General features: G+C 72.7%; 22 protein-coding genes. 15 read left to right on the forward strand and 7 right to left on the reverse strand.

The genetic code is table 11. The features are described from left to right. Positions 1–241 precede the first annotated feature (241 nt). Positions 242–1,399 carry a cytochrome P450 gene (locus tag ACQP10_RS29540; RefSeq protein ID WP_346019524.1) on the forward strand — a complete coding sequence of 386 codons (1,158 nt, stop codon included), beginning with the start codon at positions 242–244 and terminating at the stop codon, positions 1,397–1,399. A gap of 42 nt (positions 1,400–1,441) precedes the next feature. Here ACQP10_RS29540 and ACQP10_RS29545 read toward each other — a convergent pair whose 3' ends face one another. Together ACQP10_RS29545 and ACQP10_RS29550 are read right to left on the reverse strand one after the other, a co-directional pair. Further along, positions 1,442–1,957: a 2'-5' RNA ligase family protein gene (locus ACQP10_RS29545; protein ID WP_346019523.1), complete on the reverse strand. Its 516-nt coding sequence runs from the start codon at positions 1,955–1,957 to the stop codon at positions 1,442–1,444. 131 nt (positions 1,958–2,088) lie between these two features. Then, positions 2,089–2,916, reverse strand: a complete 828-nt coding sequence (locus tag ACQP10_RS29550) for an SGNH/GDSL hydrolase family protein (protein WP_346019522.1) — start codon at positions 2,914–2,916, stop codon at positions 2,089–2,091. 310 nt (positions 2,917–3,226) lie between these two features. On the opposite strand from ACQP10_RS29550, the gene ACQP10_RS29555 reads away from it, so the two are divergent. Beyond that, entirely contained in the window at positions 3,227–4,528 is a 1,302-nt protein-coding gene (locus tag ACQP10_RS29555; protein ID WP_433540099.1) for a hypothetical protein, read from the forward strand. A 145-nt stretch (positions 4,529–4,673) separates the two neighbouring features. On the opposite strand, the gene ACQP10_RS29560 is transcribed toward ACQP10_RS29555, so the two are convergent. Continuing rightward, on the reverse strand, positions 4,674–5,297 hold the full coding sequence (locus ACQP10_RS29560) for a TetR/AcrR family transcriptional regulator (RefSeq protein ID WP_399500084.1): 624 nt from the start codon (positions 5,295–5,297) through the stop codon (positions 4,674–4,676). Positions 5,298–5,464: 167 nt separating this feature from the next. On the opposite strand from ACQP10_RS29560, the gene ACQP10_RS29565 reads away from it, so the two are divergent. The 4 genes from ACQP10_RS29565 to ACQP10_RS29580 all read left to right on the forward strand — a co-directional run bounded on the left by ACQP10_RS29565 (position 5,465) and on the right by ACQP10_RS29580 (position 8,952). Next, the gene (locus ACQP10_RS29565; protein WP_433541955.1) at positions 5,465–7,165 is read left to right on the forward strand and encodes an ABC-F family ATP-binding cassette domain-containing protein; all 1,701 of its coding nucleotides are present in this window, start codon (positions 5,465–5,467) and stop codon (positions 7,163–7,165) included. Positions 7,166–7,327: 162 nt separating this feature from the next. After that, positions 7,328–8,236, forward strand: coding sequence for a Vgb family protein (locus ACQP10_RS29570; protein WP_399500085.1), 909 nt, complete (start codon positions 7,328–7,330; stop codon positions 8,234–8,236). Positions 8,237–8,295: 59 nt separating this feature from the next. Then, positions 8,296–8,532, forward strand: coding sequence for a hypothetical protein (locus ACQP10_RS29575; protein ID WP_179824156.1), 237 nt, complete (start codon positions 8,296–8,298; stop codon positions 8,530–8,532). Between the two features lie 117 nt (positions 8,533–8,649). Then, the gene (locus ACQP10_RS29580) at positions 8,650–8,952 is read left to right on the forward strand and encodes a hypothetical protein (RefSeq protein WP_179824158.1); all 303 of its coding nucleotides are present in this window, start codon (positions 8,650–8,652) and stop codon (positions 8,950–8,952) included. Between the two features lie 95 nt (positions 8,953–9,047). Here the strand turns inward: ACQP10_RS29580 and ACQP10_RS29585 are convergent, their stop codons facing one another. Then, positions 9,048–9,677 (reverse strand): uridine kinase, encoded by a 630-nt coding sequence (locus ACQP10_RS29585; protein ID WP_433540100.1) that lies wholly within the window; start codon positions 9,675–9,677, stop codon positions 9,048–9,050. A gap of 445 nt (positions 9,678–10,122) precedes the next feature. Here ACQP10_RS29585 and ACQP10_RS29590 point away from each other — a divergent pair, with 445 nt between their 5' ends. Then, positions 10,123–10,440 (forward strand): isoamylase early set domain-containing protein, encoded by a 318-nt coding sequence (locus tag ACQP10_RS29590; RefSeq protein ID WP_346019517.1) that lies wholly within the window; start codon positions 10,123–10,125, stop codon positions 10,438–10,440. Between the two features lie 58 nt (positions 10,441–10,498). On the opposite strand, the gene ACQP10_RS29595 is transcribed toward ACQP10_RS29590, so the two are convergent. Both ACQP10_RS29595 and ACQP10_RS29600 read right to left on the reverse strand, forming a co-directional pair. Next, positions 10,499–10,957 carry a DUF6789 family protein gene (locus tag ACQP10_RS29595; RefSeq protein ID WP_346019516.1) on the reverse strand — a complete coding sequence of 153 codons (459 nt, stop codon included), beginning with the start codon at positions 10,955–10,957 and terminating at the stop codon, positions 10,499–10,501. Further along, a complete protein-coding gene (locus tag ACQP10_RS29600; protein WP_433540101.1) occupies positions 10,954–12,108 on the reverse strand; it encodes an acetate/propionate family kinase in 1,155 nt (384 codons plus the stop codon). The genes ACQP10_RS29595 and ACQP10_RS29600 overlap by 4 nt, the downstream gene beginning before the upstream one ends. A gap of 450 nt (positions 12,109–12,558) precedes the next feature. Here ACQP10_RS29600 and ACQP10_RS29605 point away from each other — a divergent pair, with 450 nt between their 5' ends. The 4 genes from ACQP10_RS29605 to ACQP10_RS29620 all read left to right on the forward strand — a co-directional run bounded on the left by ACQP10_RS29605 (position 12,559) and on the right by ACQP10_RS29620 (position 16,591). Further along, a complete protein-coding gene (locus ACQP10_RS29605; RefSeq protein ID WP_346019514.1) occupies positions 12,559–12,927 on the forward strand; it encodes an STAS domain-containing protein in 369 nt (122 codons plus the stop codon). A gap of 364 nt (positions 12,928–13,291) precedes the next feature. After that, positions 13,292–14,662: an extracellular solute-binding protein gene (locus ACQP10_RS29610; protein ID WP_399500088.1), complete on the forward strand. Its 1,371-nt coding sequence runs from the start codon at positions 13,292–13,294 to the stop codon at positions 14,660–14,662. A gap of 127 nt (positions 14,663–14,789) precedes the next feature. Next, positions 14,790–15,701 carry a carbohydrate ABC transporter permease gene (locus ACQP10_RS29615; RefSeq protein WP_346019512.1) on the forward strand — a complete coding sequence of 304 codons (912 nt, stop codon included), beginning with the start codon at positions 14,790–14,792 and terminating at the stop codon, positions 15,699–15,701. After that, on the forward strand, positions 15,698–16,591 hold the full coding sequence (locus ACQP10_RS29620; protein ID WP_433540102.1) for a carbohydrate ABC transporter permease: 894 nt from the start codon (positions 15,698–15,700) through the stop codon (positions 16,589–16,591). Before ACQP10_RS29615 ends, ACQP10_RS29620 begins: the two co-directional genes overlap by 4 nt. A 45-nt stretch (positions 16,592–16,636) precedes the next feature. Here the strand turns inward: ACQP10_RS29620 and ACQP10_RS29625 are convergent, their stop codons facing one another. After that, entirely contained in the window at positions 16,637–17,218 is a 582-nt protein-coding gene (locus tag ACQP10_RS29625) for an HAD-IA family hydrolase (RefSeq protein WP_179824174.1), read from the reverse strand. A 342-nt stretch (positions 17,219–17,560) separates the two neighbouring features. Here ACQP10_RS29625 and ACQP10_RS29630 point away from each other — a divergent pair, with 342 nt between their 5' ends. The 4 genes from ACQP10_RS29630 to ACQP10_RS29645 all read left to right on the forward strand — a co-directional run bounded on the left by ACQP10_RS29630 (position 17,561) and on the right by ACQP10_RS29645 (position 20,809). Continuing rightward, complete coding sequence (locus ACQP10_RS29630; protein WP_346019510.1) at positions 17,561–18,046, forward strand: GNAT family N-acetyltransferase; 486 nt, start codon at positions 17,561–17,563, stop codon at positions 18,044–18,046. A gap of 349 nt (positions 18,047–18,395) precedes the next feature. Beyond that, positions 18,396–19,502 (forward strand): lytic polysaccharide monooxygenase auxiliary activity family 9 protein, encoded by a 1,107-nt coding sequence (locus ACQP10_RS29635; RefSeq protein ID WP_346019509.1) that lies wholly within the window; start codon positions 18,396–18,398, stop codon positions 19,500–19,502. Between the two features lie 99 nt (positions 19,503–19,601). Further along, a complete protein-coding gene (locus ACQP10_RS29640; protein ID WP_433540103.1) occupies positions 19,602–20,120 on the forward strand; it encodes a cellulose binding domain-containing protein in 519 nt (172 codons plus the stop codon). Positions 20,121–20,239: 119 nt separating this feature from the next. Then, a complete protein-coding gene (locus ACQP10_RS29645; RefSeq protein ID WP_390000147.1) occupies positions 20,240–20,809 on the forward strand; it encodes a TetR/AcrR family transcriptional regulator in 570 nt (189 codons plus the stop codon). The last annotated feature ends 19 nt before the right edge of the window (positions 20,810–20,828 follow it).

Here is a 20,828-nt window from a genome sequence, read left to right on the forward strand (position 1 = left end):
GCCCTCGCACAATTCGGACGTTAAGGTCGTGATGATCAACGGTCAACCGCAATAACAGAGAAATATTCTGGCATTTCTGTGCGCTTCCGCTGTGACGATTTCGCCGGTCGTGACGTGTGCGCCGGGCCGCCACGCCCCCGGTGAACCGATTCCCTGCCCTTGCCGCGTCCGCCCGGGCATGTAACGGTCGAAGAGAATCCGACCGCGAGTACCGGGGGGTACGTTCCGCATGGAGAAGAGGATGCCGTTCGAGCGGGAGAGCCTGCTCGACCTGCCCGACACGTACCGGGAGCTGCGCGCCACCGAGCCGGTGGCGCGGGTCCGCACCTACGTGGGCGACCCGGCGTGGCTGGTCTCCGGTTATGAGGAGGCCCGGCAGGCCCTCTCCGACCCGCGCCTGGGCCGCTCGTCCCCCGATCCGGAGCGCTCCTCCCGGATCTCGGACTCGGTGCTGTTCGGCGGCCCGCGCGACGAGATCGAGACCGAGAAGTCCCGGCACCAGCGGATGCGCCGGATGCTCACCCCGGCCTTCTCCGCCCGCCGGATGGGCGCCATGCGGCCGCGCGTCCAGGAGCTCGTCGACGGGCTCCTCGATCGCCTGGCCGAGCTGCCGAAGCCGGTCGACCTGCACGAGGGGTTCTCCGTCCCGCTGCCCATTCTGGTGATCTGCGAGCTGCTCGGCGTGCCGTACGAGGACCGCGACCACTTCAGGAAGCTGGCCGACGAGATGGGGATGCTGGGCGACCCGGTGCGGGCCCAGGCGGCGATGGACGCCATGACCGAATACACCGGGGGGATCCTCGCCGAGAAGCGGGCGCGCCCGGCCGAGGACGTCTTCTCCGACCTGGCCACCATGGACGCCTCCGACGAGGAGGCCGCCAAGCTCGCGGGAGGGCTGCTGTTCGCGGGCCACGAGACCACCGTCAGCCGGATCGACTACGGCGTGCTCCTGCTGCTGGCCAACCCCGAGCAGCGGGACGCCCTGGTCGCCGACCCGTCGCTGGCGGACGCGGCGGTGGAGGAGATCCTGCGCCTGGCCGCGCCGAGCGACCACGGCCTGCCCCGCTACGCCCAGGAGCCGGTCACCGTCGGCGGCGTGGCCGTCGAGCCCGGTGAGGCGGTGGTCGTCTCCATCCAGTCGGCCAACCGCGACGAGCGGGCCTTCCCGGATCCCGACCGGTTCGATCTGCGCCGCCCCACCGGCGAGCCGCACGTCGGGTTCGGCTACGGCCCGCACTTCTGCATCGGGGCGAGCCTGGCCCGGGTGGAGCTGCGGACGGTGTTCGGCACGCTGTTCCGGCGCTTCCCCACCCTGGCCCTGGCGGTGCCCATGGAGGAGATCCAGGCTCGTCCGAACGCCCTGACCGGCGGCCTCACCGGCCTGCCCGTGACCTGGTAGCCCGGCCGCCCCCCAAAGGGGCGGTCAGGACGGGGAGATCACTCAGGCCAGGGGGATGAAGGAGTCGCGAGCGTGGTCGGCGACGGCGGCGCCGACCACGGTCGCCTCGATCGGCAGCACGTCCATGCACAGCCGGATCGCGTCCACGAACATCGGGCTGGGCACCCGCATGGACAGCGTGCAGTGCGGCACCCAGCGACCGGGCAGATAGACGTCGAAGCCGTCGATCCCGGCCCGGCCGAGCCGTTCGTGCACCGCCGCGTGGTGGGCGAGCAGTTCCGGCGTCGGGACCGGGCCGAGCCAGAGCACCCGGCCCAGGAACTGCCCGACGAAGTCGAAGCGCAGCTCGAACGGCGCCGCCACCCGCATGTCCCGCAGCGCCGCGACGACCGCGGGGCCGTCGAGCCGGGGAGCGCCGATCAGCGAGACGTGGGGACGGTGCCGGCCGCTGAGCAGGTCGCGCATCGACGGCACGCCCGCCCTCGCCAGCGCGTCCCACAGCGTCCTGATGCGTTTCTCGGCGGCGGGATCGAGATAGAGCTCCAGGGCGGCGACCATGAGGGAAGGGTAGGGCCTTTCCCGCGGGCCCCCGTCCCGCCGGGTCCGGCACCCGGGTCAGGGGTGCGGGTGCCGGACCGGGCACGGGGGCCGGACCCGGGCCCGGCGGCACGGACGCCGGGTCCGGCGGGTCAGAGCAGGAAGCCGGTCGCCCCGTAGGTGACCTCGGACAGGACGGCCTGGCCGCCGGTGTTGGGGTGGAAGTAGTCCCAGGTGCTCAGCTGCGACAGCGTGAAGGGGTAGGAGAAGACGGCGCCGCCGTCGTGCCGGCAGTTGGCCCGCTCGGAGCAGACCCGCGTCAGGACGTTGTTGAAGTCGACGACGCGCTGCCGTACCCGGTCACGCCGGTCGGCGTCGGCCTGGGCGGTGGACAGCGGGTTGGCCAGCATCGACTTGCAGATGCCGAAGGCCGACCAGGCCGCCCGGGCCGACGAGCTGCCCTTGCCCGCCTCCCACAGCCGCTTGATGTCGGGGATGGTGGCGACGAAGATCGACGCGTTGGGCAGACCGGTGGCGAGCGTCTGCATCGCCGTACGGAATCTCGCCTCGAAGTCGGCGACCGACGTCATGGTGGACTCCGACGACGTGCAGGCGTCGTTGGCCCCGATGAGGATCGTCACGTAGCCGGCGTTCTGGGAGACGGCCTGCTGGGCCTGGCCGGCCATGTCGGCGACCTTGGCGCCCGTCTTGGCGTCGTTGTAGGCGACGAGAGACGGGTTGGTGGCGCGCAGGCGCAGGTAGTGGCTGTTGACGGACGTGCTGGACCCGGTGGACCACGACCTGGACGCGCAGTCGAGGTAGTAGCCGCAGGCGTTGAAACCGCGGGTGATGGAGTCGCCCATCGAGGCCATGACTCCGGGGGCCTGGGCGGCCTGCGAGGCGTTCGCCAGGGTCAGGGCCGGGATGAACGCGAGCATCACGGCCGTGAGGAGGGTGAGGGCGCGACGGAGGGTGTGCATCTGCTCTCCTGGGGGGTGCTCCCCTGTCGGGGGTCGTGCTCAGAATGTCAGGTCGCCGCCTCGCTTTGACAAGTGGAGATGACAGATCGGTTATCCATTCTTGACTTTCGCCTCCGCACCGCCCCGAGACCGGGCGGGGCGCCGCGCCGGGTCCGGCGTCCGGGCCGGGAAGCCCCAAGACACGCCCAAGGACGTTGCCGGAGTTATTGGGGTCCCCGGGGCGACGCGGTGACCTGCGGCGGAGGAGAATGGGAACGGTTGTCCGGGAGTGGACGGGGCGCGAGCGCCCACACGCCGAGAGGACACGGCAATGATCACCATCGACACTCCCCTCTGGGCCGCCCGGCTGCGTGCGCGACGGCGGGCCCACCTGTGGAGCCGGAGAGAGCTCGGGGAACGGGTCGCCGAGGCCGCGGGGGACGCCGGCCGCGACCGCCTGCCCGGCCCGGATGGAATGGCCGGGATGGTCGCCTCCTGGGAGGCCGGGGAGCGGCCGGACGAGATGTGCGCGGAGTGGCTGTGCCGGGCGTTCGGCACCGACGAGACCGGCGAGAGGGGCCTGTTCGGCGGGGAGGCGGCCGGCACGACGCTCTGGCACCACCTGACGGGCGTGCCGCTGATGCCCGAGCGGTTCTCACCCGACGACGAGGAGCGGACCGGCCGGGCGATCGAGGACCCGGCACGGGCCGACGACCGTACGGTCGCCTATTTCGAGGTCGTGCTCGACGCCTACACCCGCACGGACATGCGCCCCGCGGGCCTGGTCGGCGCCCTGGCCCCGGTCTTCGGCGCGATCCAGGGGCTGCGCCGCGACGCGGGCCCGGCCGTCCGCCGTTCCCTGCTGCGGCTCAGCTCGCAGGACGCCGACCTGGTCAGCCGGATGTACTGCGAGGCCGGCGACCCGGAGGCGGCGCTGACCTGGTCGGATCGCGCCCTGCGGGCCGCACGGGAGGCCGGTGACGAGCGGCTGGTGGCGTACGCGCTCGCCCACCGGGCCGGGCTGGAGGAGTCCCGGGGCGACCCCGGGGAGGTGATCGGACTGGCCGTCGCCGCGCGCGAGCACGTCACCCCGGCCGAGCCGCCGGCCGCGACGGCCCGCAGGCACGAGGCGCAGGGGCACGCCATGGCGGGCGAGGAGGACCTGTGCCACCGCTGTCTTGAGGAGTGCGCGGAGGAGGCGGCCGCGGGAACGCCGGAGACGCCGGGGGCATCGGCGGCCGGGACGTCCGAGACGCTCGGGGCGTCACGGTCCGGGGTGGAGGGGGCGGCCCGTCCGGAACCCGGGACGCCGGACGACGACCGGCTCCGTCCGATCGAGTACCCCGCCGGGCTGGGCGGCGCGCTGGCCGCCGGCTGCCTCATCGACCTGCACCATCCCGCCGACGCGATCGAGGTGCTGGAGCGGGAGCTGCCCGGCGCCCCGGCCGGATACGTGACGGCGTACGCCATGGCACGCCTGGCCCACGCCTACGCCGACGCGCACGAGGACGAGCGGTCGGCCGCGACGGCCCGCGCGGCGCTCGAGCTGTCGCGGCGGACCGGGGCGACCCGTGCGATGCGGGAACTCCTCCTGATCCGCGGCGAGGCGCCCCGCTGGATGTTCGCGGGCTGACGGCCGGCCGCCGGACGCCCACGGGCCGGCCGCCGCGCTCCGGCATGGAGGAGATCGCGAAGGGACCGCGAAGGAGACCGCGCATCCCGGCGCGGGGGCGGGCGCGGGGAACGAGTCGTGTCCCGGAGACCCGTGCCCCGCGAACTCAGGCGGGATCGTCGGGGGCCCGGGACGCGCGGAGGATCCCGGCCCGGGCGGCGGCCAGGGCGGCGTCGGCCGCCCGGTCGGCGATCGTCTCGTCCACCGGCTCACCGCTGACGAACAGCCGGTAGTACAGCGGCGCGACGGCGATCCGCACCACCTCGGCGGGGTCGGTGCCCGCCGGCAGCTCGCCGCGCTCGACCGCCCGGGTGACGAGGACGGCCGACTGCTCGTGGCGGCCGGCGAAGAACGCGCGCAGCGCCCGCGCCGTGGGCGCGTTGCGCATGGCGGCCGCGATGAACGCGGTCGAGACCGGCCCCAGCTCCGGATCGGCGAACCCGGACACCACCAGGCGGGCGAGCGCCCGCAGGTCACCCTGGATCGAGCCGGTGTCGGGGACGGGCCAGGGCTCGCCGCCCGCGAGGTCGAGGGCGTCGGCGGCGAGCCCCTCCACACCGCCCCAGCGCCGGTAGACCGTCGTCTTGTGGACGCCGGCGCGCGCGGCGACGCCCTCCACGGTCAGCCCGTCGAACCCCTTCTCGCCCAGCTCGGCGATGGTCGCCTGCCGTACGGCCTCGCGCACCCGCGCGGCGCGCCCGCCCGGCCGGGTCGTCCCACCGGAATCCACGATCCCTCCCGTTATCCGTTTGCCCGTTCCGCGTCGTGTCGGGCATACTCCATCTTAACGCAACTAGTTGCGTTAAGACTTGACACAGCGACCAGGGAGGGCAGCAGCCATGGGCATCCCGCCGGACACCGCGACGACCCGTTCATCCCGTCTTCCGGAGGAAAACCCTGTCCACCCAACTCTCCCTTCACGACGTTTCCAAGGCGTACGGCGACCGGCCGGTTCTTGACCACGTCTCCTTCACCGTCCGGCCCGGCGAGCACGCCGGGATCGTCGGGGAGAACGGCTCCGGCAAGTCCACGCTGCTGCGGCTGATCGCCGGCGTCGAGCCCCCGGACGACGGTGAGATCACCGTCGTCGCCGGCGGCGGGATCGGCCACCTCGCCCAGACCCTCGACCTGCCGGACGACCACACCGTCCAGGACGCCGTCGACGCCGCGCTCGCCGACCTGCGCGACATGGAGCGGCGGATGCGCGAGCTGGCCGCCGACCTCACCGGGGACCGGCTGGCCGAGTACGGCGACCTGCTCGACGCCTACGAGGCGCGCGGCGGTTACGAGGCCGACGCCCGCGTCGACAAGTCCATGCACGGTCTCGGGATCGGCCACGTCGGGCGCGACCGGCGGCTGGGCGGCCTGTCCGGTGGCGAGCGGGCCCGCCTCGCCCTGGCCTGCCTGCTGGCGGCCTCCCCGGAGGTCCTGCTGCTCGACGAGCCGACCAACCACCTCGACGCCGCCGCCACGCACTGGCTGGAGGAGCGGCTTCGGTCCCACAGGGGCACGGTGGTCGCCGTGTCGCACGACCGTCTCTTCCTCGACCGGGTGGCCACCGCGATCCTGGAGGTCGAGGACGGCGGGGTGACCCGCTTCGGTGGCGGCTACACCGGTTTCCTGGCGGAGCAGGCCGCGGCCCGGCGGCGCTGGGAGCAGGCGTACGCCGACTGGTGCGAGGAGGTACGGCGGGCCGAGGAGTTCGCCTCCGTCACCGCGCACCGCGTCGCCCACGGCCGCGCCATGAAGGACAACAACAAGATGGCCTACGACCGCGACGCCGGCCGGGTGCAGAGCTCGATCGCCGGCCGGGTCCGCCAGGGCGCCGAACGCCTGCGGCGGCTCCACGAGAACGCGGTTCCCAGACCGCCCGACCCCCTGCGCTTCGGGGGTGTCCCCGCCTCGGGCGCGGCGGACGGCACGGTGAACGACACGGCGGACGGTACGGCGGGCGGCCCGGTGAGCGGCCCGTCGGACGGTACGGCGAGCGGCCCGGCAGCCGACCCGACGGCCGATGCGGCGGGCGGCGCGATCGCCGAGCTGCGGGCCGTACGGGTGGCCGACCGGCTCCACGTCGGCTCCCTGACCATCGGGCCGGGCCGGCGGCTGCTGGTCCACGGCCCGAACGGCGCGGGCAAGTCCACGCTCCTGCGGCTGATCGCCGGCGTCACCGAGCCCGACGAGGGCACCGTACGGCGCCGCGGCCGGATCGGTTACCTGCCGCAGGAGTCGTCCTTCGACCGGCCGGAGCGCCCGCTCCTCGTCGCGTTCGCCGAGGGGCGGCCCGGCCACCCCGAGGAGCACCGGGCGCGGCTGCTGTCGATGGGACTGTTCCGGCCCGAGCAGCTCGCGACGCCGGTCGGGGCCCTCTCGGTCGGCCAGCGGCGCCGGCTCGGCCTGGCCCGCCTGATGACGGAGGAGGCGGACCTGCTGCTGCTGGACGAGCCGGCCAACCACCTGTCGCTCAGGCTCGTCGAGGAGCTGGAGGAGGCGCTCGCCGCCTACCAGGGCGCCCTCGTCCTGGTCTCCCACGACCGGGCGCTGCGCGGCCGGTTCACCGGCGAGGAGATCGAGCTCCGCGACGGCCGCCTCCGCTGAGCGCCGGCCCCCGCCCGCGCGGAAGGCCCTCCATCAGCCGGTCCAGGACGTCGCCGCTGAGCGCCGGGCCCCCGTCCGCCTGGAAGCCCGTCCTCCCCCGTGACGAACGCCTCATGACGCGCTCCGACCCACTCTCCGCTCCCCCGAACGAAAGGACCCCCGATGTCATCCGACCAGACCTTCGCCGTGACGGAGATCCGCGTGTCCGGCCCGGACGCCGGGCCGTACGGCATCACCGCCGGACCCGACGGCGCGCTGTGGTTCACCCTGGTCCACCAGGGCCGGATCGGCCGGATCACTCCCGGCGGCGAGCTCACCTCCCATCCGCTCGACCCGGCGTCGGGCGGGCCGACGACCATCACCGCCGGGCCCGACGGCGCGCTGTGGTTCACCGAGTACCGCGGCCACCGGATCGGGCGCCTCACCACCGGCGGGGAGGCCACCGCGTTCCCGCTGCCCACCCCGGAGGCGGGGCCGTTCGGGATCGCGGCGGGGCCCGACGGCGCGCTGTGGTTCACCGAGACCGGCGCCGACCGGATCGGCCGCGTCACGGTGGACGGGGAGATCACCGAGTTCCCGCTGCCGGAACGCGGGACCTTCCCGTCGGCCATCGCCGCCGGACCCGACGACGCCCTGTGGTTCACGATGAACCAGGCGAACGCGATCGGCAGGATCGGCATGGACGGTGACATCACCGTCCACCGGCTGCCGTCCGAGGGCGCGGCCCCGGTGGGCATCACCGCCGGGGTGGACGGCGCGATGTGGTTCGTGGAGATCGGAGCGGGTCAGATCGGGCGCATCACTCCGGACGGGCGGATCGACGAGTTCCCGCTCCCCGACCGCGCCGCCCGCCCGCACGCCATCGTCGCCGGCCCGGACGGGAACTGCTGGTTCACCGAGTGGGGCGCCAACCGCGTCGGCCGGATCACCCCCGACGGGCGGATCGACGGGTACGACCTGCCGACCCCGTCGTCGGAGCCGCACGGCATCGCGGCCGGACCGGACGGCGCGCTGTGGGTGGCGCTGGAGATCGGCGCGCTGGCCCGCCTCGTCCCGGAGTCCGCGGGCTGACCGTCCGGCGTACGGGCGGAACCGGGAATTCAGCCCCGAAGCGGGGGTATGGACCCCGAATGAGCATCAACGACGAACTTCACGAGGTTGAAGAGGAAATCGCGCGACTGCGTTCCGAGGCGGCCGACCTGCGTGAGCAGGTGAACGATCTCGGCCCGACCGACGCGGTCGAGCGGTCGGCGCTGATCACCATGGCCGAGCAGCAGGAGTCCCTGGCCGACGACCTGGAGCTCAGACGCGAGGGGCTGAACCGGAAGCTCGGCGAGGCGGGCCAGACGGGGTCGCGGGAGTCCTGAGCCGCGGGGACCGGTGGGCCGTCTTCTCCGGGGACGTGGCGTGACACAACGCAGGCGGTCGGTTACGCGCCACCTCGAAGGGTACCCATAACAACGAACCATCATCGGGGGGACGAAATGATCAAAGCTCTGCACAAGATGGGCGTGAAATCCAGCATGATGTACGGGGCCGGGCTCGCGTCCATCGGCCTGTCATTCGCGACGTGGTACGTGTCGCTCTCACAGGAGAAGGCCGGGCTGGACCGGGCCGACCGCTGGGGCATCTTCATCGGCGAGTGGGCGCCCACCTTCTTCGCGATGGGCGTCGCGCTGCGGATCGAGGAGACCCACGAGGGCATGGAGCAGGGCCGGGGGCACGGCATGGAGATGACCGAGGGGACCTACGCCGAGGGCATGATGCCCTCGCGCGCCGGGGTCTAGCCCTTCGCGGTCCCCGCCGCGGGGACCCGCGCGAAGGTCCGGTTCACGGTGACGACCGCGAGCGGGCCGCGTCCACGGGTGCGGCCCGCTCACGGTCATGACCGTTCGACCACCGCCGGATGCCGGGGGTCGTCGGCGCGGACGACGACGTCGGCGCTCTTCACCGGCCCGGCCTCGTCTTCATAGCGCGCGTAGGCGGGCAACGTCCACCGCAGTCCGGGGTCGGTCCGCCGGGCCAGCGCGCCCGGCGACAGCCACAGGTGCACGGTCAGGTCGAACGGCAGGCCCCGGCCCAGCAGCAGGCCGCCGTCCAGCAGCAGCACCCCGCCCGGCGACACGGTGACGTACGGCGCGCGGGTGGCCCGGTCGGTGGCGCTGTCCCACAGCGTGGGGACGATCCGCCCCGAGGAGCCGGGGCCGAGCGGGCCGAGGACCTCGCGCACCAGGCCCTTGAGGTCGAGCCAGTCGTCGTAGTAGGCGTCCGGGTCGGTACGGCCGTGCTCCAGGCGCAGCGACGCCGGGCGCAGGAAGTCTCGCGCCGACACCCTCATCACCTCCCTGCCGCGCAGGCGGAGCGGGCCGGCCAGCGCGTCGGCGAGATCCTCCGGCCGCGCGGCGGGTGCTCCGTCGAACGCCACCCGGACCCAGGCGTCACGGGGAGCCGCGGCGATCCGGTCGGCGAGTTCCTCCACCAGCAGCGACGGGGTGATGGGCCGTATCCTCACCGGGACATCCTCTCCCACACGCCTGTCCGGAAACTCCCGCGCACCCTCCTGGAAACCCCCGCGCGACCGCCCGGGATCCCCCTCGCCCGCCCGGGGCCCCCGCGCCCGGAGACACGCGGCCACCCGGCGACGCACCGCCGACCGGGGACGCACCGCCGGCGGGGTGAAACCGCCGTCCACCGTCCGAGGCCCGGCCAATCGCCATGATCCGGTCAAAGTCGGACGTGATCCCGCTCAAAAATCAGCACATGCGGGTTGTCGAACCATCACTCGCGGTAACGATCCTGATGGATCGTACCGGCTCGGCCGTGACTGGACGCCGGTCTCCCTGGCGGCGCCGCCCTCTGGCGGAGGCGGCGACGGGAGACCGACGTGACCTTGGCGTCTCACCGTCACCGCGCTCGCGGCCGGCTACTCATGGAGACCGCGAGTCAGGAGAACTTCAATGATCAAGCGTGGCAAACCGACCAAGAACGGACAGGTCAAGCTCACCTTCAGCGTGCCGGCCGACCACGCCGCCGGCGGGATCTCGCTGGTCGGCGACTTCAACGGCTGGGATCCCTACGCCCACCCGATGCAGCGCAGGAACGGCACCTACCAGGTGAGCCTCACCGTCCCATCGGAGAGGCCCATCCGCTTCCGCTACCTCGCCGACGGCGGCGTGTGGTTCGACGACGCCGACGCCGACCACTGTGACGAGCACGGCTGTCAGCTGAACCCGACGGGCCACGAGGACTCCTCCACGGCCCCCTACCCGGCCTGACGCGCCGCGTCCCGGCCGTGCCGGCCCCACCCGGTGGCCGCCGTCCATCGGGACGGCCCTACGCCTCCCGCTCTGGACCGCGGCGGAGACGGTCCAGCAGGACGGCGAGCACCGTGCCGTACGCCACGTGGCCGGCGGCCATCACCGCCGGCCGACCGGGCCGGTCGCCGGAGATCGGCGGCAGGATGCCGAAGCCCGGCACCCAGCCCTGGTAGCTGACGAGCCAGATGGCCAGGCCGTAGCCGGCGCCCAGGGTGACCGGCGCGCGGCGTCCCCCGCGGAGCAGCGCGAGCAGGGAGCCGCAGGCCGCGCCGAACCCGAAGTGCGCGATCGTGCCGAGCGCCTTCTCCCCCGGCTTGGGACGGTGCCGATGGCCCGGCAGGACGGCGCGGGCGATCCGCTTGGGAGGCTGGTCGGGCATCAGCCCCGCCCGCTGCCCGGCGAGCGTCACCACGCTCATCACCGCCGTCGCGCCCGCCCCGGCGACCGCGCCGCGCACGAGATTCCTCACCGTCACCTGATCTCTCCCGTCTTCCTGTCCCCACCGGGTGTCTTCTTCCCGTCTCCGCCGAGCGCGGCGAGGGTGTCGCGGGCGAGCTGGAGCTCCTCCCGCGGCCGGACCACCAGGACGGGTACGGCCGCGCCCGGCGCGCTCACCACCCCGTCCTCCTCCACCGCGGCACGGACCGGCGGCTCGACGCCGAGCAGGCCGAGCCGGGCGCAGACGGCCTCGCGGACCTCCGGCTGGTCCCAGCCGATCTCCCCGGTGAACACCAGCGCGTCCAGCCGGTCCAGGCTCGTCGCGGCGGCCCCGATCTCCCTGGCCACCCGGTGGGCGAACACAGCGAGGGCCAGCGCGGCGGCGGGGTCGGCGGCCTTCACCAGCTCCCGTGTGTCACCGGATACGCCCCCCGACAGCCCGATCAGCCCGGAGCGGTGCTCCAGGCCGTCGCGCAGTTCCGCAAGGGTCAGCCGGGAGTCCGACAGCAGCCACAGCAGCATGCCGGGATCGACGCTGCCCGACCGCTTGCTCATCGGGACGCCCTCCAGCGGTGTGAAGCCCATCGAGGTGTCCAGGCTGCGGCCCTCGCGGACCGCGCACACCGAGGAGCCGCCGCCGAGGTGGGTGAAGACGAGCCGGAGCGTCCCGGCGGGCCTGTCCAGCAGCTCCGCCGCCCGGCCCAGCGCCCAGGAGTAGGACAGGCCGTGGAAGCCGTAGCGGTGCAGGCCGTACTTCTCGCGCCACTCCGCGGGCAGCGGGTAGGTCGCGGCGCTCTCGGGCAGACCGGCGTGGAAGGCGGTGTCGGGGCAGAGCACGTGCGGGACGCCGGGCAGCAGCCGGCGGCACGCCTCGACGAGCGCCAGCGCGGGCGGCACGTGCAGCGGGGCGAGGTCGGCGTACCCGCGCACCGCGGCCACCACGCCGTCGTCGGCCACCGTCGGGCGCCGTACGGCCTCGCCGCCGTGCACCAGGCGGTGCCCGACGGCCGTGATCTCGTGGTCTCCGGCGGCGTCGAGGAAGTCCGCCACGGTCCGCTCGACCTCCGCCGGGTCCGGGCTCCGCTCGCTGTGCTCGACGCGCAGTACCTCGCCGTCGCGGACGAGGTGGAGCTGGAGGCTCGACGAGCCCGCGTTGACGGTGAGCACCGCCCGGTCTGTGGTGGCCATGGTCTCCGGGTGCCCGGCCCGGACCGGGGCAAACGCCCGCCCGGACCGGGGCGGACGCCGGCCGGGCGCGGGCGGGCGCCGGGATGGACGCCGGGGGTGACCGGGGTGGACGACCAGGGCTGACCGGGGCGGACGACCGGGCGACGATCCCCCTCCCGGGGCGCGGCGGGTCGGGCCCCGGCAGCATTGAACTGTGCCCGGCCCGGGCGTACGGTGGTCGCAGCGGTTATCCGTCTCTGCACGCTCCGTAGGGAGCCGTCAGGCGGGGTGAGAAGAACGCCGGGTCCGCCCGGCGGGAAGGCCCTCGCTGATATGGTTCCCGTGATCGAAACGGGCAGGGTTGTCCGTCGCCCACCTCGACCGGGGAAAGCGAGCAACCGCTCTCCCCAGAGGGCGGAGAGGTCGCGAGGGCGCTGTTTCCAACAGCTGTGGACAGCGGGGCACATATTGATGAACCGGCTCTCCATCGCCGTGAACGACCAGCCGCGGTTCGCCGTGGTATCGCTGGCCGGCGATCTCGACAAGCTGTCCGCCTCCGATCTGGAGGAGGCGCTCTCCGCGCTGCTGGCGCGCGGGCGGATCCACATCATCATCGACGTGCACGAGCTGAGGTTCTGCGACTCCACCGGCGTGTGGGCGCTGCTCGGCGGCCTGCGCCGCGCCTACGAGCTCAAGGGCTGGCTGCGGCTGGCCGGGGTGCACGGCTTCCTGGGGCGCCTGCTCGACCTCACCCGGCTCAGGGACGCCTTCCCCATCGACGCGAGCGTGGACGAGTCCGTCCTGCGAGCCTTCGAGGGAAACGTCTCGCTCTCCCTGTGACCCGTCTCCTCCCCTGAGATCACGGAGGACCGTCGAGGGGCCATCGGGTCCGCCCGCCCCCCTGCGGTGATCCGCCGGGGCGCCCTCCGGCCCGGTTCCGCCGCGCGAGCCTCCCGAACGGCCGCGCGGACCTCCTGTACGGCTCGCCCGCCGTTCCCGTACGGCTCGCCCGCCCGTTCCCGGTTCCGCCCCCGGCGTCCCGTTCGGATGCCCGGCGTACTACGGGTGCCCGCCGTACGGGGAATCCGGATGCCCGCCGTACAAGGAATAAAAACGGATTCGTATTTCCATTACCGGAAAATCCACGTTTAACCCTTCCTTTAAGGGAAGGGGTCTTTCGCACAAGTGAACCGAGGAGGCGTGGATGCCCAAATACCACCCGGGCCGTATCTCGGCCGTGGCCCTTCTGGTGGCGGCCCTCAGCGCCTGCGGCGGCGTCGGAGCGAAAAGCGGTGACAGCGGCGGCGGAAGCGGAGCGGCGGGCGGTGGTGCGGGATCGTCACTGACCACGATGGGATTCGGCCTCCCCGACGAGATCGCCACCGTCCGGGTCGACGCGTTCAAGAAGGCGTACCCGGACGTGAAGGTCGCGATCAACGAGGGCCAGTTCGACGAGCAGGCGTTCCTGTCGGCGGTGGCGAGCGGCAACCCGCCGGACGTCGTCTACCTGGGCCGCGAGCGGATCGGCAGCTACGCCGCGCGTGGGGCCATCCAGCCGCTGGACGACTGCGTCTCCCGCGAGAAGATCGCCACCGACGACTTCTACCCGGCGGCGCAGCAGCAGTCGAAGTACGACGGCAAGTGGTACGCCATTCCGGAGTTCTACAACTCGATCGTCCTGCTGGTGAACAACAAGGCCGCCAAGGACGCCGGGGTCGATCCGGCGAGCATCGACACCTCCGACTGGGACGCACTGGCCAAGCTCGCGGAGAAGATGAACCGCGTCCGGGACGGCAGGATCGAGCGGTTCGGCTTCTATCCCAAGTTGCCGGAGTTCCTGCCGCTGTGGGCCAAGGCCAACGGCGCCGACATCCTGTCCGCCGACGGCCGCACCGCGAAGCTCGACGACCCGAAGGTCGTCGAGGCCCTCGACTACGCCGGCCGGCTGGTGGAGTCGCAGGGCGGCTGGAAGAAGCTGAAGGCGTTCACCGAGACCTTCGACTACTTCGGCGAGGAGAACCCGTTCGCCACCGACAAGCTCGGCGCCATGCTCACCGAGCAGTTCGTGGTCAGCGCCATGGCGGGCACGACGCCGGACGCCGACATCACCGTGCTGCCGGTCAAGGACCGCCAGGGCAACCCGGTCAACAACGTGGGCGGCAACGCGTGGGTGGTCCCCAAGGGCGCCAAGCACCCCGACGTGGCCTGCCGCTGGATGAGGACCATGACCTCCGCCGACACCTGGATCGCGGCGGCCAAGGCCCGCGCCGACAAGCGCGCCAAGGAGGGCAAGGTCAACATCGGCACCTACACCGGCAACGTCAAGGCCGACGACGTCATCTTCTCGGAGGTCGTGAAGCCCAGCGGGCACAAGGCATACGACGACGCGGTCAAGACGATCCGCTCGGTGCAGCAGGCCGGGTTCGTGGTGCCGCCGTCGGCGGCCGCGGCCGAGTTCACCAAGGCCTGGCAGGACGCGGGCAACCGGGTGCTGCTCGGCGAGAGGAAGCCGGCCGACGCCATGAAGCAGGCACAGCAGCAGGCGCAGCAGGCCATCGACGAGGCGACACAGTGATCCGCGCAGTGATCCGCGCAGTGATCCGCGCGGTGGTCCGCGCGGTGATCCGCGCGGTGGTCCGCGCGGTGATCCGCGCGGTGATTCCCGCTGCGATCCGCCGGTCGGCGGCCCCGCGGGGGCCGCGGTGAGGCGGATCCGTCCGGAGACGCGGTGGGCGTACGTCTTCCTGCTGCCGTGGCTGATCGGCCTGCTGGTCTTCCAGCTCGGCCCGATGGTCGCCAGCCTGGTGCTGTCGTTCACCGACTTCGACCTGATCGGCGACCCGGAGTTCGTCGGCCTCGGCAACTACGCCAGGATGGCCCAGGACCCGAAGGTCCTCCGGGCCGTCGGCAACACCGTCTACTACACGGCGCTGCACGTGCCGCTGTCCATCGCGCTCGCGCTCGCCCTGGCGCTCATGCTCAACCGGATCACCGGGCGGGCCGCGGGCGTGTTCCGGACGATCTTCTACCTGCCGTCCATGACGCCGTACGTCGCCGTGGGCGTGCTCTTCCTGTTCCTGCTGAACGGCCAGGCCGGGATGGTCAACCAGTTCCTCGGCCTGTTCGGGATCGAGGGACCGCAGTGGACGACCGACCCGGACTGGATCCTGCCGGGCATCGTGCTGATGTCGCTGTGGAACCTGGGCTCGACCACGATCATCCTGTTCGCGGCGCTGCGCAACGTGCCACGCGAGCTGACCGAGGCGGCGATGATCGACGGGGCCGGCCGGTGGCAGCGGTTCCGGTCGATCACGCTGCCGATGATCAGCTCGGCGGTCTTCTTCGTGGTGATCATCAACACGATCTCCGCGTTGCAGATGTTCGACCAGGTGTACGCGATGTTCTTCGGCAACCAGGTCGCCCAGCAGTCGCACGGCGACGCGGCCCTGTTCTACGTGGTCTACCTGTTCCAGCAGGCCTTCCAGTTCCTGCACATGGGATACGCCTCGGCCCTGGCCTGGGTGCTGTTCCTGGTCATCCTGGTGATCACTCTCATCCAGGTGAAGGTGGGCAACCGGTTGGTCTACTACGAAGCCGAGGAGCACGCCGGATGACCACCACGCTGGACCGGGCGCGGCCCCGGGTCGAGGCCGGCGGCCCGGCCGACGACGCCGGACGCGGGTCGCGGAAGATCTTCTTCCTGGTCATGCTGTCCGCGGCGTCGGCCCTGTTCCTGTACCCGTTCGTCTGGCTCGTGGTCGCGTCGCTCAAGCCGCGGTCCCGGACGTTCGCCGACCCGTTCCTCCCGTGGCCCCACCCGTTCGCGCCGGAGAACTACCTGGCGGTCTGGGACGCGGCGCCCATGCTGGCGTGGCTGGTCAACACGCTGGTCATCGGCGTCGTCGCGGCGGGCGCGGTCACCCTGTCGAGCGCCTTCGTCGCCTTCGGGTTCGCCTACTTCCGCTTCCCGGGCCGCAACCTGCTCTTCGGCAGCGTGCTGGCGACGATGATGCTGCCCGCGGCGGTCACGCTGGTGCCGACCTACCTCATCTGGAACTCGGTGGGGCTGACCGGCACGCAGGTGCCGCTGTGGGCGGGCAACCTGTTCGGCTCGGCGTTCTACATCTTCCTGCTGCGCCAGTTCCTGCTGGGCGTGCCCCGGTACGTCTTCGAGGCCGCCCGGGTGGACGGGGCGTCCTACCTGGACCTGTTCCGGCGGATCGCCGTGCCGCTGGCCAGACCGGCGCTGATCATCGCCTTCATCTTCGAGCTCAAGGCGAGCTGGTTCGACCTGATGAAGCCGCTGATCTACCTCCAGGACCCGGCGCTCTACACGCTGCCGCGCGGCCTGAAGGCGATCGTCGACCAGTTCTACCAGGGCGGCGACCCCAAGTGGGAGATCGTCCTGGCGGCGAGCGTCATCACCACGCTCCCGCTGGTCGTGATCTTCTTCTTCGGCCAGCGCCACTTCGTCCAGGGCATCGCCACCACCGGGCGCCGCTGAGAGGCCGGGGCGCCGCCGGGCCGGAAGGACGGCCCGGCGGCCCGGTCAGTCCGGCCGCCGCTCGAAGGGTGTGCCGGGCCGGTACAGGACGGCGTGGATGCCGACCGCCGCGGCGGCCTCGACGTTGACCGCCCGGTCGTCGAAGAAGGTGACCTCGCCCGGTTCCGCGCCGAGCCTGTGCAGGACCTTCTCGAAGATCTCGGGGTCGGGCTTGGCCAGGCCGAGACGGCAGCTGTAGAAGCGGTGGTCGAACGCCTGCGCCCACGGCGCGCGGTCGATGGCCGCGGCCATCGGCTCGGGGGCGTTGGACAGCAGCGCGAGCCGGTGGCGGCCGGCGAGGACACGGATCGCCTCCAGGCTCGCCGGGTCGAGGCGCGACCAGCTCGCGGTGTCGGCCGCGTCGAGCGCGGCCACCAGCGGGTCCCCTTCGGAGAACCCGCGGTCCAGGACGTCGCCCCAGTAGGCGTGGGAGGGTCTCCCCCGGTCGTAGAGGTCCCGGTGACGCCAGTAGCGGTCGAGGAACGTCTCGGTGTCGAGGTCGGCGAGGACCGCCATGGCCGTCACGTCCTCGGGCGGCTGCGGCAGTGAGATGACCTCGCCGTAGTCGAGCAGCATCCAGGTGGTCACGCGTCTCCTCCGTCTCGTGGCGAACTTCGTCTCCGTGCCGGAACCGGTCGCGGTGGTCCCGCGGCACCCGGCCTGCCGCCGCGGGCGGACCGCCGGAGACCGCCCCGGGAGCCTCGCCGTACGGAGGACCGCCGGAACCGATCCGCAAGGGATTACGGTTCATTTGAACATCTCATGTGTTCGAAGGCAAGGGAGACCGGCCACCGGGAGCAGGTCGCCGAGGCGGCGACGCCGTGCCGGGACGGCGGAGCCGGGCTCCCGGGCCAGGGCGGCGGGCCAGGACTCCCAGGTCAGGGCGGCGGGGCCGGGAAGGCAGGGTCGGAAACGGCCTAAACTTCATCCATGATTCGCCCCGCAACACCGGACGACGTCCCAGCGATCATCGGTATGATCCGCGACCTCGCCGAGTACGAGAAATCGCTGGACAAGGTCCAGACCTCCCCCGACGACCTGCACGAGGCGCTCTTCGGCGACTCCCCCGCGGTGTTCTGCCACCTCGCCACCGAGCGCGACGAGCGGGGCGAGGAGAAGCCCGTGGGCTTCGCGATCTGGTTCCTCACCTACTCCACCTGGGTGGGCAAGCACGGCATCCACCTCGAAGACCTCTTCGTCCACCCCGACCGGCGGGGCGGGGGACACGGCAAGCGGTTGCTCGCCGAGCTGGCGCGCATCTGCGTGGAACGCGGCTACGGCCGTCTGGAATGGGCGGTCCTCGACTGGAACACCCCCTCCATCGAGTTCTACCGGTCGCTGGGCGCCGTGCACCTCGACGAGTGGCACACGTACCGGCTCGCCGGCCCGGCACTGGAGAAACTCGCCGCCCGGTAGGGACCTGCGGGGAACGGCCCCGGCGGGACGCCCGACGCGACCCGCGGCGGGAGGCGGCGGCGATGACCGGTCCGGCGATCACGGCCCGGCCGGTCCGCCGGGCGACACCTCCTCCCGGCGGGGCCGCCGACGGCGAGCCGGCCCGGCGATCGCCGTCGGCCGGGGCATGAACCTTTCATCCTTCCGCTCATCCCCGCACCTCGCTGACCTGCGTCGATGACGCATGCCTCGCCCACGGCGACCGCACCGCGTTCACTCCCCGGAGACGACGGCCTAAAGTCCGTCTCGCGTGAGCGCTTCACCGCCATGAACCAGCGGTTCGTCGTCCCCGGAAGGGGGAGGTAATCCCGTGAAGAAATGGCCAGGCGCCGTCGCCGCGGGCGCGGTCGCACTCCTGTCCGCATTGCTCGCGGTCGTTCTCGTCCCCGGTTCGGCGTCCGCGCACGGCGCGATGATGGTGCCGGGCAGCCGTACCTACCTCTGCTGGCAGGACGGGCTGTCGCAGACGGGGCAGATCATCCCCGTCAACCCCGCCTGCGCGGCGGCGGTCGCGAAGAGCGGCCCCAACTCCCTGTACAACTGGTTCGGCGTGCTCCGTTCCGACGGCGCCGGGCGCACCCGCGGGTTCATCCCCGACGGGCAGGCGTGCAGCGGCGGCAACCCCACCTACAGCGGGTTCGACCTGCCGCACGCCGACTGGCCCTTGACACACCTGACCGCCGGAAGCTCCATCCAGTTCCGGTACAACAAGTGGGCCGCGCACCCCGGCTGGTTCTACGTCTACGTCACCAAGGACGGCTGGGACCCCACCCGGCCGCTGACCTGGGACGACCTTGAGGCGGAGCCCTTCTACACCGCCGACCACCCGGCGAGCGTCGGCTCGGCGGGCACCGCGGACGCCTACTACTACTGGGACGCCCGCCTGCCCTCGGGCAAGTCGGGCCGGCACATCGTCTACTCGGTGTGGAAGCGTTCCGACAGCGCGGAGACCTTCTACAACTGCTCCGACGTCGTCTTCGACGGCGGAAAGGGCGAGGTGACCGGTGTGGGCCGTCCCGGCTCGACGCCGACCCCGACCCCGACGGTGACGCCCACCTCGACGCCCACCGCGACCCCCACCGCGACCCCCACGGTGACCCCGAGTTCGACGCCGATCGCGGGCGCCTGCACGGCCACCTACCGGACGATCAACTCCTGGCAGGGCGGGTTCCAGGGCGAGGTGACCGTGACCAACCGCGGCTCCTCCCCGCTCAACGGCTGGACGGTGAGCTGGACTCCGGGCAGCGGCACCACGATCAACAGCGTCTGGAACGGCGTCTACACCGCGTCCGGATCGATCGCCGTGGTCAGGAACACCGACTGGAACCGGACCGTCGCGGCGAACGGCTCGACCACCTTCGGGTTCGTCGCCAACGGCACCGGCGGCTCACCCACCCCGACCTGCACCAGCCCCTGACGGATCCCCGGTGAGAGGCGGCCCCGGCCGGCGCCCGCAGTCCGCGCCGGCCGGGGCCGCCGCAGTCCGCCGCGTTCCCGCACGGAAGGAGGCCCCGCGGTGGTGACCCGGAGGATCGCGCCCCTGCTGGGCGTCGTCTCGCTGGGGGCCGCGGCGGCGCTGGTCGTGGCGTCCTGCGCCGGCCGTACGGCGGACACCCGGCACACCACCGGGCACGCGGCGGAGACCCGGCACACCGCCGGGCGCACCGCGGAACCCCGGGACGCCACCGGAGCCGCGACGGGGACCCCGGACGCCACCGGGTCCGCGGCGGCGTCCGCCGCCGGCTGCACCGCCACCGTCACCCTCGTCGAGTCCTGGCCGGGCGGCTACCGGGGAGCCGCGACGATCAGCAACGTCTCCGGCCGGCCGATGCGCGACTGGTACATCCAGTGGCTGCTCCCCCAGGGCGCCAAGCTCACCCAGGCGTGGAACGGCACGCCCATGCAGAGCGGCCCCATCGCGATGATCCACGCGCCCGAGGGGGCCGTCCTCTCCCCCGGGGCCACCGTCTCCGAAGTCGGCTTCGTGGGCTCCGCCGCCGCTCCCCCGGCCTTCACCGAGATCACCTGCGGCTGACCGTACCGTCCGGCCGTGCGGGGCGACCGCCGGCACCCGCCGGTACGGCGCCGGCAGATCATGTTGCCGGAATGCTTCCGGGAACTACACAATCGCTGCAGGAAGACGGAGGGAGGATCGTGGCACGCGCGGGGCTGACGGCGGAACGCCTGGTCCGGGCGGGGGCGGAACTGGCCGACGAGGTCGGCTTCGACCAGGTGACCCTCTCGGCGCTCGCCAGGCGGTTCGACGTCAAGGTCGCGAGCCTGTACTCCCACCTGAAGAACTCGCGGGACCTCAGGACCGGGATCGCCCTGTTCGCACTGGAGGAGCTCGCCGACCGGGCCGCCGCCGCCCTGGCCGGGCGGGCCGGCCGGGACGCCCTGGCCGCACTGGGAAACGTCTACCGCGACTACGCCCGGGAGCACCCTGGCCGCTACGACGCGACGCGGCTCCGGCTCGACCCGGACACGGCGACCGCCAGTGCCGGGGGCAGGCACGCGCGGATGACGCGGGCGATCCTGCGCGGCTACGACCTGACGGAGGCGGACCGGACGCACGCCGTACGGCTGCTGGGCAGCGTTTTCCACGGCTACATCAGCCTGGAGGCGGCCGGCGGCTTCAGTCACAGCGATCCCGGCACGCAGGAGAGCTGGGAGTGGATCCTGGACCACCTCGACGCCCTGCTGCGGAGCCGGGCCGCGCCCTGAGACCGGCCCGCGGCGACCC

The organism is Streptosporangium sandarakinum, from assembly GCF_050942225.1.
GTDB classification, from domain to species: domain Bacteria; phylum Actinomycetota; class Actinomycetes; order Streptosporangiales; family Streptosporangiaceae; genus Streptosporangium; species Streptosporangium nondiastaticum.

Excerpts from the sequence above, each read along its gene's own strand:
- ACQP10_RS29540 (WP_346019524.1), top strand. The coding sequence starts at position 242 with ATGCCGTTCGAGCGGGAGAGCCTGCTCGACCTGCCCGACACGTACCGG.
- ACQP10_RS29545 (WP_346019523.1), bottom strand. The coding sequence starts at position 1,957 with ATGGTCGCCGCCCTGGAGCTCTATCTCGATCCCGCCGCCGAGAAACGC.
- ACQP10_RS29550 (WP_346019522.1), bottom strand. The coding sequence starts at position 2,916 with ATGCACACCCTCCGTCGCGCCCTCACCCTCCTCACGGCCGTGATGCTC.
- ACQP10_RS29555 (WP_433540099.1), top strand. The coding sequence starts at position 3,227 with ATGATCACCATCGACACTCCCCTCTGGGCCGCCCGGCTGCGTGCGCGA.
- ACQP10_RS29570 (WP_399500085.1), top strand. The coding sequence starts at position 7,328 with ATGTCATCCGACCAGACCTTCGCCGTGACGGAGATCCGCGTGTCCGGC.
- ACQP10_RS29575 (WP_179824156.1), top strand. The coding sequence starts at position 8,296 with ATGAGCATCAACGACGAACTTCACGAGGTTGAAGAGGAAATCGCGCGA.
- ACQP10_RS29580 (WP_179824158.1), top strand. The coding sequence starts at position 8,650 with ATGATCAAAGCTCTGCACAAGATGGGCGTGAAATCCAGCATGATGTAC.
- ACQP10_RS29590 (WP_346019517.1), top strand. The coding sequence starts at position 10,123 with ATGATCAAGCGTGGCAAACCGACCAAGAACGGACAGGTCAAGCTCACC.
- ACQP10_RS29600 (WP_433540101.1), bottom strand. The coding sequence starts at position 12,108 with ATGGCCACCACAGACCGGGCGGTGCTCACCGTCAACGCGGGCTCGTCG.
- ACQP10_RS29605 (WP_346019514.1), top strand. The coding sequence starts at position 12,559 with ATGAACCGGCTCTCCATCGCCGTGAACGACCAGCCGCGGTTCGCCGTG.
- ACQP10_RS29610 (WP_399500088.1), top strand. The coding sequence starts at position 13,292 with ATGCCCAAATACCACCCGGGCCGTATCTCGGCCGTGGCCCTTCTGGTG.
- ACQP10_RS29620 (WP_433540102.1), top strand. The coding sequence starts at position 15,698 with ATGACCACCACGCTGGACCGGGCGCGGCCCCGGGTCGAGGCCGGCGGC.
- ACQP10_RS29630 (WP_346019510.1), top strand. The coding sequence starts at position 17,561 with ATGATTCGCCCCGCAACACCGGACGACGTCCCAGCGATCATCGGTATG.